We start from the raw sequence: 11,234 nt of genomic DNA, 5'->3' as shown, positions 1-11,234 counted from the left end.
CACTGGGCGAGGGTTTACGGCAGGTCTTGCTAACTTATACGATCCTCAAACAACACGTGCATCGTTCCACCATCTTGTTTAAAAAATCACTGTAAACCCTGAATCCGTGGGTGCTGATTATAGATTCCAGTGGATAACCAACATTATTAAACCACAATAAATAAACAATCAATAGGTTTTCCTGCTGACAAAATACACTAGAATGAAAATACCAGCAAAGCCTATGAGTTGTTTTTGGGTGAAAAAAATAAGCAGGATAAATTCAATAGAATTCTCTCCAATATTTATTGAGTTCTTCTATTAAATCGTCTTGGCTCAATCCAGGAAGAAGGTAATTTACGTTTTGATGTATTACGGGATGAAAATATTCCTACCCGCTTCTATATTTATGAAGCATATATCGATGAGAAAGCTGCCAATGCACATAAAAAAACACTCCATTATCTGAAATGTGTTGAAGAGTTTGAACCCCTGATATCCAAACCAAGGAAGAAAACCTCTTTTATTGGTGTGGTGCCAGAAGTGAAATGGTAGATTCACATAATAAGTGCAACATCGTTGAATTATAACTTCGCTTCCAATGAGCCCGCTCACAGAATTAAAGAAAAAAGCCGAAAAATCCGGCTCTTCTGTTAGAATTAGGTCGGGTGCTTGAAGCCGTCTGCTTCAAGCCTCGGTAAGTTGCAGACAGCAAAAAGCCCCAAATGATCTTTCAATCAATTTGAGGCTTAATGTTATGTCCGAACAACATAATCTTAGCCTCTTAACTTCGTAAGGGCAAGAAAATGTCACGAAAACTGTTGCTGTATGGCCTGGTAGTGGTCTGTTTGACACTGTTAGCGTTTACTTGGCTTGTACGCGACTCACTGTGTGAGATCCGCATTCAACAAGCAAACATGGAGTTCGCGGCGTTTCTGAACTACGAAGTTAGAAGCTAACCGTGGGGCAGGGTTCTCCCTGCCCTTTCGGTGGTTATCGTTGTCGGATAAGGCTTCTAGCACCCAAATTAACAAACCTGTTAATACATCAACGCCTTTATTCGGTGTTGCAATTGCTAATAATGAATTATTGGATTGTTTTATTGATCTTTATCGGATAAGTTCAAATGGAGGGCTGGAATTATATTTAAAAAAACATAACACCATAACTAATTGAACTATAATCGTAACCAAGAGAAGCCACGCACACCCCAATACCGGCAAAAATTTGAGCCCCACCATCAACAGGCAAGCAATTTATTCCTACCTCTTAATTAACGCTTCTTATTAATTCATTCGTTTCGAAAAGAAAATCACTTACGCTTCTAACATCAGAAAGATATTGTAAAATGAACCTAGATTATTTCAACCAAAATAATCACTGTTTCTAACAGTGGAAATCCCACTGAATAAAAAATAACATAACTTGACTGCGGGATATTGATCTCATCAAAAGATGACCTTGTGGGAGAGATAACAATGAATAACCATTATGATGTTTTGATTATTGGCGCGGGTATTGCTGGCATTGGTGTAGCATGTCATTTAACAAAGAAATGTCCTGATAAGAAATTTATTATCTTAGATCGTCGCCATACAATAGGCGGTACCTGGGATTTATTTCGCTATCCGGGCATTCGCTCAGATTCAGATATGATGAGCTATGGCTATAAATTCCGTCCTTGGACAGACACCAGTATTTTTGCAGATGGGCCTTCAATTAAAAGTTATATCCATGCAACAGCAAAAGAGTATGAAATTGATAAGAAAATACAGTTTGGGATAAAAATCACGCAGACTGACTGGTCAAATGCAACTCGCCAGTGGACCGTCACCGCGATTGATGAAATCAGTGGAGAAACCCGGCTATTTACCTGTGATTTTCTCGTCGCTGCAACAGGTTATTACAACTATGATGAACCTTATATACCTAAATTCCCCGGCATTGAAGATTTCAAAGGCCCGGTAATTCACCCTCAACACTGGCCTGAAGGATTGAATTATAAAGGCAAGCAGGTTGTTGTCATTGGTAGCGGCGCAACAGCAGTCACTTTACTTCCTGCTATGGCAAATGATACTGAACATATCACGATGTTACAGCGCTCCCCGAGTTATGTTCTTTCAATACCAGGAAGAGATAAGATAGCAGAATACTGCAAAGGCATTATTCCCCAGCGCTGGATTTACACATTGAGTAGAAATCGCAATCTCTTTCTGTACCGTTTACTTTATAAAACGAGTCGACATTTACCTAACTTATTGAAATCGTTTTTGCTGGCGTCAGCTCGCAAACGTGTCGGCCCAGACTTTGACATGAAGCACTTTACTCCAAAGTATATGCCATGGGATGAACGTCTGTGTTTTATTCCCAGTAGTAACCTATTTAAGGTACTAAAAGAAGGTAAAGCGTCTATCGTTACTGACCATATTGAACGCATAACTGAAAACGGTATCTTATTACAATCCGGCAAAGAGTTACCCGCGGATATTATTGTTACAGCGACCGGGCTGAAATTACATTTTATTGGCGGAATTGAACTCTCTATTGATGGGCAAAAGCAACAAGCTCATGATCGAATGCTCTATAAGGGAACGTTGATACAGAATATCCCTAATTTTGCCTGTCTGTTTGGTTATATCAATAACGCTTGGACGTTGAAAGTTGATCTATCTGCGGAATACATCTGCCGTTTGTTGAACGAGATGGAACGTCGCGGTGCGACGGTTGTGACACCATATGCTCAACCGGGTGAAATGCTGGAGGACGAAAATATTTTTGGTGCTTTGAAATCTGGTTATATAAAACGTGCAAAGGATTCTCTTCCTCGTCAGGGACGCAGCTCAACCTGGCAGGTTCCACATGATTACAAAAAAGATCAACAGGTTTTGGGACAGCCTATCGATGATGCCGCGTTGAAATGGACATAACCACATTGACTGCTCCCACCCTGTCACGTTCTTGACGAGTCTGACACAAACCTCAGTGGGCAGAAACGACGAGTCCCGCCGCTTTTAATGCGTTTATGCCCTGCTGTTTGATATTTAATGCGGCATTGATGTCTCTATCATGTTCAATACCGCATTCAGGGCAGTGCCAGAAAAGAAGCTGATCATGTGCACCTGCTGGTAACCTATCCACCGAAATTAGCTGTCAGTGTCATGGTCAACAATCTAAAAGCCCGATAATTTAACACTGATATAACGAATTGCTAAGAATAACAGCATCGAAATCATTATTACGCGTCAACCACAAAGAAAGTGCTTTCAGCGAATCAGGTGTAAATTCATCACAGCGGGCAGTGATTTCTTCTGGTATCAGCCAGCACACATCGTCAATTTCCTCTTCCTGTAAAGCAAATGGACCATGACTGATGCAACTGAATAATGCACCATAGATACGGCAATTTTCTTCCTCATAATAAAAGCTACCATGCTCGGCAAAAGGAACTCCCGCTATACCCAATTCTTCTTCTGCTTCGCGCCGGGCTGCGTCCAGCATATTTTCACCCGCCAGCGCAACGCCACCTGCGGTTGCATCCAGTTTTCCCGGATAAAAATCTTTAGTCTCTGTACGATGCTGAACCAGAATTTTTCCCATACCATTATGAACTACGATATAAGTGGCACGGTGCCGTAAACACTGGGCGCGCATCTGCCGACGTGTAGCCTGAGCAATGACTTCATTATCTTCATTGACAATATCAATCCACTCAACACCCTCTGTATTCTCTTGTTCCATCTTCAAAAAACCTTTTTTATTAGCAAGAAATTGCAAGTCTATAGAATAGTTAACCTATTCAAAATCACCAAATTGATAGAGGCTCTACGAAGTTATTCGTTTCGGACGCTTCATGCAACCTTTTGACTGAACCCAAAATAGGGCACCTGATAAACCGTAATGTGATCAAATTCTTACCCGCAGTGATAACGGAGTTGATTACCTGCACCTTATCAACTTCAAAAACCAGAAAAGAGGGGCTAATCCATTTATGCCCCTCATTATGCCAGCATTATTTTACAGTGATCTATCATTTGGCTATTAATATCAATTCACCCATCAGAACTCAAGTTAACACTTACCGATATTAATGTTACTGACAAGCATTTTCTCATATTTATCACATCCAATCCTCTCCAATCAGTACAAAATTATCCGTATAGCGTTTTAAAGCCAAATTACCCCATTTATTTTGTTTAGTATAAATAAGCGCTTGTGTTAACTGGTCGTCCATATGTAAAAACAGGGTATTACGTTGCCGAATATCAGGAACAACATCAGATCTTTCCGCCATTGTTCTTTCAAAGAATCGTTCCTTATCCCGATAAAAATGATATTTCCTCGGTTCAACTAACTCTGCAATTCGATCACCAATGTAATGAATATATTTAAACATACGGTGATCAGGCAGACTCAAGGCATCTTTTAACTTCGGGTTGTCATTACGTGGAAACCATTTAGCCCTATCTGCTTCGCTTATACGTTTAAAAAATTCTTTCTGAACCTCTAATATCTCCTTCATCTTATCTTCCGTTTCATGATTCAGTGATGGGATTAAATATAATTTTACGTCGACAGGTAATATATCACTAAGCTGTATAAAGTTATTTGAATCACTCTTTTTTAAAGCTTCAATAATCAGATTAGCTTTATAAAAGTGAACTATTTTTCCATGATGCAAGAAAACTTCATCACCTTTTGTCAAACCTAACAATTCAATAGTGCTGAATAAATAGCCCAGAGGCCCCCAATAATCATAAAGCCAGTTATCCAGGTCTTTTTCCGGGGGCGCAGAGGGAACCAAATCGTTTTCATTCAGATGGCGGTAATGCGTAATATCTTCCAGTTCTTGTACCGCACTGCGGGTTAATGTCCGCGGCATCCCATAACTGTACAAACAAGGATGATATTTTTTCAGTTGCGCGCTGTGTAATAACCCCAGAGCACCACCTAAACTATGCCCACAAACAAATAAGTTTCGGTTTTTAGCCAAATCAATAATTTTATCAGACATACTTTTATCAGAACCGGGAACTTTTAATTTGCCAATAAGATTAAATGCTTCCCAAAACCCCTTATGGACTTTACCATTCTCGACAAAACCACTACATACGCCGCCTTGACCACAGCCCAGTTTCAATGGCTGGTACATAATATCAGTGATGGCATTATCTATACTGGCCGTTCCCCGCCAACTGACAATAATGTCTTGTTGATTAGATGCATAAAATAGCTCAGTGTCTCCTAATGGGTTTTCACTCGCTTTTGAATCAATAAATACAACATCAGTATAACGTTCACGAAATGGCACATCATATACAATCGGAGAACGCGCTATTTTTTCTATTTTATTGGGTAATTGGGATATATCCAGCATCTGCCGGTTAAAAAAATGGGTGATAGAACCGGCTACATCAACATTATTATTAGAATATGACAGCACTCCCATTAACGCCAGGTTATAAGCATTCACCAAGGAGTAATCAAGCTGATGATGTAACAATAATACCCAGGCTCTGAACGGACACACTTCCAGAACATACCGGTAGTTTATTGAGGGAATGCCAAAACCTTTCGGTACCGGGTCTGGGAAATGATAGTGTGGCGGTTTATCCTCTTTCCATTTATCAATCACAGGTAAGCCATCACTTATCTGACCGATGGTCACATAACGATATTGATGACCTTCTGCTTTGGTTTTAGATTTAACTACCGATATATTGACATCACGCTTTTCTCGTAATGGGCGCTGTTCCATTTCATCGGCTAATGGTTGAGCGCTGATATACAACGTTACTGGATCCGGCGACAAACTTTCTTCCCTAAGCAATCCTTGATCATTAGTTACTCCTTTACGTTCATCTCGCGGCTCCCCCTGGCTTATCAGGCGATAAGGCATATTAACTAATGGATTACCTTGTTCATCAACAAGTTGGAACTCCACCCAATGTTCCATAATTTTTTGACCATCAATAGAGTCTCGTGGGCATAATTCGCTCATAATTATTATTTTCCTTTTTTTATGCTGAGAAAGTAATACAACGCTTATTATCAGTTCGATACATTAATAATAGTGGGAGAGAAAATTCATTCTCTCAAGCGTAATATCATAATAAAATTCAATAAATGCCAAATGAATATAATTATGAAAAACCACAGGGAAAAAAATAAGAAAACAGGAAAAATCCAATTTATTTAATTACTTTACTTAATAAGCATTAAGCCTAAAAAATAAAAACCCAAGCATTAATTTACTTAACAGAAATTTATTTCCATAATAAGAAAAAAATAACACATTGAATAACATGTAAAAACATTTATCACTCTAACTGTCATGATGAATCGTTAAATTTTATTTAAATGAACCAAATAATAAAAACATTCCATTCACTTAAAATAAAAATAAAAATAAAAACTTAATGGTAATATACTATAAACTTATTATTGATATAAATATCATATCAATTATTTAGAATATATTCTCATTTAAACATTATTCAAAAGAATAAAAAAACATGCAGTTTATTGGTTCTCTCAATACCAGTCCTATTCACTCAATCTACGAGGATTTGGGGCAAGCATAGCCTAACGCGGTGATAAGGTTGACCACGCCACCTTATCCCGCTCCGATTCTTCATAAACGACGGTATTATTTCATTAACGCAGCAGAACCAATTTTTCTGATTAATTTTTACAATATTATCGTCTGTTTTTGATAGACGATCCTGTGCTTCGACCACATAATTTGGACAATATTTTAGTCGTACTCAATTATTTTTATGAGATTTGTTGATGTCCAAATTAGAGAAATTATGTGCAGATTTTGCCGCTCAGACTAACATTATGTTGAATCTTTCTACCGGCGCAGCGCAATTGAATATTGGTGATTATGGCCCCTGGTGGATAGAGGTAGACTCAACGGGATCTATGCTTACTTTCCATCATACAGTCACTTCATTTGTTGAGAATGATGCGGAACTTTGGCTCTCATTAAACAGTAATATCAATATACTTGGAGGAGCATGGCTCGCATTACATCAGCCAACGCGAACTATTCGTCTCTGCTTACTTCAGGATATAACACGAATCGATTCTATTGATTTGGTCAATATTTTGGGAAATCTGCAAAAAATAAGAGCTGAACTGCCTTTTCCCGAAATTAAACACACCACTTCAGCATCAACCCACGATATTTTAGTTTGATATGTTTTTTTAGAGAATAAATTCAAAAAACTCACAGAAGAAAAAAATAAAATAATGGAGAGAAAGTATGTCGAATCTTTCAATACAGAGCGCTAACACCAGGATTGATATTAATCATAATGAGTTGTCTCAAGCGGCTTCAACAGATAAAACTTGTCACTGTTGTGAACCGTTGCTAAATAATACCATTGATAATCCACTTACCGCACCAACCTCTGTTATCACACAATGGAATGAAAAATCCGTCGTAACCAACAAACAAATTGAAGCTAACATTTCCCGTTTAGCCAGCGAAAGTACTGCCGCCCATAAAACGGTTGATTCTCTCTTATCTAACTTGGTAAAACTTTTCGTTCGGGTGGAGGGTAATGAATTAACCGCAATCACTAAAATGCTTAATGCCTATACCGGAGATAAACCCGGATTCAGTATCTTAGGTCAGCTTGGTGCGGGTGGATTTACCCGAATCATGAGCGAAGCACAACAAAGCGGTGTGAGGTCTGATAGGGCAAATACAGAACCTCTGACATTGAGGGAGAAAGCCACTGCTTACTATGATCTGACTAACTCAGCTTATTTCCGGGATACTCTGGAGAAAATCTATTCATCACCTGAATTGAAATCAGAATTCAAGGATATAATTGATATTGGCTACCTGGAAAGTAAAAACTTTGCACCTGCCCGAGGTTCCACTAAAGAAAATCCCTTACCTGATCAGTTGGCTCTCTACACTTTTAAAAATGAAAATAAATTTAATGCCTCTGAAAACCCCGAATTATATCAGGTGACAAAACAGGAAAAAGGCAAAGAAGTTACAAGTAATCCTGCTCTGGCTGGCAATAGCCTGACAAAAGTCCAGAATGATTTCAGAACACCCGCTCCTGATAAGGATAGTGTCTGGTCATCTGCCGCTTCACTTGAAGCCGATAATCGTCTGACCAATCGGGAGTTGGAATTTGCTCGTTTAAACCCCCGCAACCGACTGGACAGAACTGACTACCAGTTTGGTCAGTCAGGCCCTATCAAAGCACATCAAGAATTAGCGAAGGAAAACATTATAGTACAACGTGGTAATGGTTTTGCTGTCTGGAATGTGAAAGAAAATACAGGATTTTCTAAGGATGCAACCTTACACAATTTACCAGCTGTCGCTGCACCTTCAGGCACCACGGATCGTTTTATTACTGCGGCCAGGTTATTGGGTACAGGACTGAAAAATGATCTTTCTTTAGGTACTCCTGCTAACGGGGAATCATCGGAGCAGTCAATTCAGCGAGGGGAGCGGGAAATGAAAGAGCTAACCCGATGGCTGGCAACAGGTTATCTGGTTGATGATAATCACCATTCTATGATCGAAGTTAATTTAGGGGCGGCTAACCACGGTTTAGAGTCTCAATGGGGATTGAATCTCTATACCGAACCCTTCTCTTCTCCTATACATGCCAAGGGATTTAGCATATCCAGCCAGGAAATATTGGCAGAATTAGAAAATCGTGAGGATGTCCGCACAGATTACTCTACTTTCAAGAAAGATCTGTACGGTGGAAGTCGGGCAGTTGTTAACGCAGATGGCAGTATAAGAACGAATTCCAGATAACCATTCTTTTTTGCCACTTCATCTGATGATTCATGACCGGGGGAGTTGTTATCGGTTAAACTCACCCCCGGAAATACAGATGATCGTCAGCCAGTGCGGGAATTATCAAAGAGTCTGAATTGGCTGTTCTTAAACAGATCTAAGGTAATGTAATATGTAATGCAATTTCATGTTCCACTGGAGGTTCTATGATCGACCTGTATTATGCCCCAACGCCAAATGGTCACAAAATCACGCTCTTTCTTGAAGAGGCAGGCCTTCCTTACAACATTTACCGGATTGATATTGGTGCGGGAGATCAATTTAAACCTGAATTTCTTGCAATTTCTCCTAACAATAAAATTCCCGCTATTGTTGATCAACAACCCGCCGATGGTGGCAAACCTGTCGCCATTTTTGAATCTGGCGCCATTCTGACTTATCTGGCAGAGAAAACGGGTAAGTTACTCAGCAAAGATATACGTGAACGTATTCAAAGCCTGCAATGGCTGTTTTGGCAAATTGGTGGCTTTGGCCCAATGCTGGGACAAAATCACCATTTTAGTCACTTTGCGCCTGAAAAAGTCCCTTACGCGATTAATCGTTATCAAGAAGAAACACAACGCTTGTATAAGGTTCTGAATACTCAATTGGAAAAAACATCCTATCTGGGTGGTCAGGAATACAGTATCGCTGATATCTCAACTTATCCGTGGGTTCATGCCTATGAGCGTCAAAATATTGATCTGAACGATTATCCGGCAGTGAAAAAATGGTTTGATACGATTAGCCAACGCCGCGCTACCCAAATAGCCTACAGCAAAGCCTGATACCTGTCTGCGGGGTAACTATTTCCCCGCAAAACTTGATCCGACTAACAGATAGCTGTATTTTAAATCATCAGCCTTGATATCCCTGCTATAGTTTCTATATCAACTTAGGTTATAGGAGTGGCTATGCATATTTTAATCACCGGAGGAACAGGCTTGATTGGTAGCCGTCTGGTTTTCCAGCTTCTTTCCCTATCCCATTCCATTACCATTCTGAGCCGCTCACCACAAAAAGTGTATTCTCTATTCAGTAAACAAGCTGAATGCTGGACCACTCTGAAAGATAAAACGGACCTCAATGATTTTGATGCCGTTATTAATCTTGCTGGCGAACCCATAGCAAATAAACCTTGGACTTCCGCGCAAAAAGAAAAGCTGTGCCAGAGCCGCTGGACATTGACAGAACAACTCAGCAAGTTAATTAATGCCAGTCAGACACCACCAGAAGTCTTTATTTCCGGCTCTGCGGTGGGCTATTACGGCGATCAGAATCAAGCAGTTGTGACAGAACATGAACCACCCAATGATGAATTTACTCATCAACTCTGTAAACGATGGGAACAACTTGCGTTACAAGCTGCCAGTGATCAAACCCGTGTTTGTCTTTTGCGTACCGGCGTTGTACTGGCAAAAAACGGTGGAGCACTGAAAAAAATGTTACCACTTTTCCGTCTTGGGTTTGGTGGCCCTATGGGTAGCGGAAAGCAGTATCTACCCTGGATCCATATCGATGATATGGTGAATGCCATCTATTACCTGTTGATGACACCCGGTTTGAGCGGTCCTTTTAATATCACCGCCCCTTATCCGGTACATAATGATCAATTTGCCGCAACACTCGGAGAAGTATTGAACCGCCCTGCAATTATCCGCATACCTGCTTTTGTGCTGAAATTACTCATGGGAGAAGCTGCGGCATTGGTCCTGGGAGGACAGCAGGCAATACCGCATAAACTGGAACAAGCTGGTTTTGGCTTCCGCTATTTTCAGCTAAAGGAAGCTTTTGAAGACCTGCTACACACTAAATCTCAACACCTTTAGCGCCTTGCCAACGGGTAAACAGATCATGAGGTAGCTCGATATCAAACTGATCGAGCACCCGATTAACCGTCTGGTCAATAATATCCTGAATCTGTTCAGGCCGATGATAAAATGCAGGCACTGGCGGCATAATCACCGCCCCTATTTCTGCCGCCTGAGTCATCAACCTGAGATGCCCCAAATGTAATGGCGTTTCTCTCACACCAAGCACCAACTTACGGCCTTCTTTCAATACAACATCGGCCGCTCTGGTCACTAATCCATCGGTATAGCTGTGAACAATACCTGAAAGGGTTTTCATTGAACATGGCAAAACGACCATACCCGAAGTTTTGAACGAACCGGAAGAGATAGCAGCGGCTATATCTCTGTTGTCATACACAACATCAGACAGCGCCTGCACATCCCGTAAACTATAATCTGTTTCAAGCGCCAGTGTCTGGCGAGCGGACTGACTGATGACCAGATGTGTTTCTACGCCCTCAACTGGCTGTAAAACTTGCAGCAGCCTGACGCCATAAATAGCCCCGCTTGCTCCCGTAAGCCCCACGATCAATCTTTTCATTTTTTCCTCGTGCTGACACTGGACAGCAATTTAAATCCGAAGG

General features: G+C 40.5%; 9 protein-coding genes and 3 pseudogenes. 8 read left to right on the top strand and 4 right to left on the bottom strand.

The features are described 5' to 3' along the window. Positions 1–291 precede the first annotated feature (291 nt). The 3 genes and pseudogenes from ACGF63_RS07020 to ACGF63_RS07010 form a co-directional block, all read left to right on the top strand. Positions 292–534 (top strand): annotated as a pseudogene (locus ACGF63_RS07020) (antibiotic biosynthesis monooxygenase); the annotation flags it as partial. A 251-nt stretch (positions 535–785) separates the two neighbouring features. Then, positions 786–938: a Hok/Gef family protein gene (locus ACGF63_RS07015; RefSeq protein ID WP_070974790.1), complete on the top strand. Its 153-nt coding sequence runs from the start codon at positions 786–788 to the stop codon at positions 936–938. A gap of 519 nt (positions 939–1,457) precedes the next feature. Beyond that, a complete protein-coding gene (locus ACGF63_RS07010; protein ID WP_387629711.1) occupies positions 1,458–2,906 on the top strand; it encodes a flavin-containing monooxygenase in 1,449 nt (482 codons plus the stop codon). A gap of 52 nt (positions 2,907–2,958) precedes the next feature. Here the strand turns inward: ACGF63_RS07010 and ACGF63_RS07005 are convergent. After that, positions 2,959–3,075: pseudogene (locus tag ACGF63_RS07005) on the bottom strand (zinc ribbon domain-containing protein); the annotation flags it as partial. Positions 3,076–3,080: 5 nt separating this feature from the next. Between ACGF63_RS07005 and ACGF63_RS07000 the strand changes: the two are divergent. After that, a pseudogene (locus tag ACGF63_RS07000) lies at positions 3,081–3,158 on the top strand (transposase); the annotation flags it as partial. A gap of 7 nt (positions 3,159–3,165) precedes the next feature. Here the strand turns inward: ACGF63_RS07000 and yfcD are convergent. Together yfcD and ACGF63_RS06990 are read right to left on the bottom strand one after the other, a co-directional pair. Beyond that, positions 3,166–3,717, bottom strand: a complete 552-nt coding sequence (gene yfcD / locus ACGF63_RS06995) for an NUDIX hydrolase YfcD (protein WP_387629708.1) — start codon at positions 3,715–3,717, stop codon at positions 3,166–3,168. Positions 3,718–4,096: 379 nt separating this feature from the next. Continuing rightward, positions 4,097–5,977: a lipase family protein gene (locus tag ACGF63_RS06990; protein WP_387629705.1), complete on the bottom strand. Its 1,881-nt coding sequence runs from the start codon at positions 5,975–5,977 to the stop codon at positions 4,097–4,099. 791 nt (positions 5,978–6,768) lie between these two features. On the opposite strand from ACGF63_RS06990, the gene ACGF63_RS06985 reads away from it, so the two are divergent. The 4 genes from ACGF63_RS06985 (at position 6,769) to ACGF63_RS06970 (ending at position 10,626) form a co-directional block, all read left to right on the top strand. Next, positions 6,769–7,179, top strand: coding sequence for a type III secretion system chaperone (locus ACGF63_RS06985; RefSeq protein WP_387629702.1), 411 nt, complete (start codon positions 6,769–6,771; stop codon positions 7,177–7,179). 67 nt (positions 7,180–7,246) lie between these two features. Continuing rightward, a complete protein-coding gene (locus tag ACGF63_RS06980) occupies positions 7,247–8,776 on the top strand; it encodes a type III effector (RefSeq protein WP_152962323.1) in 1,530 nt (509 codons plus the stop codon). A 188-nt stretch (positions 8,777–8,964) separates the two neighbouring features. Next, positions 8,965–9,585, top strand: coding sequence for a GSH-dependent disulfide bond oxidoreductase (gene yfcG / locus ACGF63_RS06975; protein WP_152962324.1), 621 nt, complete (start codon positions 8,965–8,967; stop codon positions 9,583–9,585). Between the two features lie 126 nt (positions 9,586–9,711). Beyond that, a complete protein-coding gene (locus ACGF63_RS06970) occupies positions 9,712–10,626 on the top strand; it encodes a TIGR01777 family oxidoreductase (RefSeq protein ID WP_152962325.1) in 915 nt (304 codons plus the stop codon). Here the strand turns inward: ACGF63_RS06970 and ACGF63_RS06965 are convergent. Further along, positions 10,607–11,191 (bottom strand): UbiX family flavin prenyltransferase, encoded by a 585-nt coding sequence (locus ACGF63_RS06965; protein ID WP_036843233.1) that lies wholly within the window; start codon positions 11,189–11,191, stop codon positions 10,607–10,609. The genes ACGF63_RS06970 and ACGF63_RS06965 overlap by 20 nt on opposite strands. Between the last annotated feature and the right edge of the window lie 43 nt (positions 11,192–11,234).

It is taken from the genome of Photorhabdus sp. RM322S, assembly GCF_042879395.1.
Classification (GTDB): domain Bacteria; phylum Pseudomonadota; class Gammaproteobacteria; order Enterobacterales; family Enterobacteriaceae; genus Photorhabdus; species Photorhabdus khanii.
This window is presented reverse-complemented; position numbering and strand designations above follow the sequence as displayed.

Bases quoted from the DNA above. Each gene is read 5' to 3' on its own strand.
- ACGF63_RS07015 (WP_070974790.1), top strand. From the start codon at position 786: ATGTCACGAAAACTGTTGCTGTATGGCCTGGTAGTGGTCTGTTTGACA.
- ACGF63_RS07010 (WP_387629711.1), top strand. From the start codon at position 1,458: ATGAATAACCATTATGATGTTTTGATTATTGGCGCGGGTATTGCTGGC.
- yfcD (WP_387629708.1), bottom strand. From the start codon at position 3,717: ATGGAACAAGAGAATACAGAGGGTGTTGAGTGGATTGATATTGTCAAT.
- ACGF63_RS06990 (WP_387629705.1), bottom strand. From the start codon at position 5,977: ATGAGCGAATTATGCCCACGAGACTCTATTGATGGTCAAAAAATTATG.
- ACGF63_RS06985 (WP_387629702.1), top strand. From the start codon at position 6,769: ATGTCCAAATTAGAGAAATTATGTGCAGATTTTGCCGCTCAGACTAAC.
- ACGF63_RS06980 (WP_152962323.1), top strand. From the start codon at position 7,247: ATGTCGAATCTTTCAATACAGAGCGCTAACACCAGGATTGATATTAAT.
- yfcG (WP_152962324.1), top strand. From the start codon at position 8,965: ATGATCGACCTGTATTATGCCCCAACGCCAAATGGTCACAAAATCACG.
- ACGF63_RS06970 (WP_152962325.1), top strand. From the start codon at position 9,712: ATGCATATTTTAATCACCGGAGGAACAGGCTTGATTGGTAGCCGTCTG.
- ACGF63_RS06965 (WP_036843233.1), bottom strand. From the start codon at position 11,191: ATGAAAAGATTGATCGTGGGGCTTACGGGAGCAAGCGGGGCTATTTAT.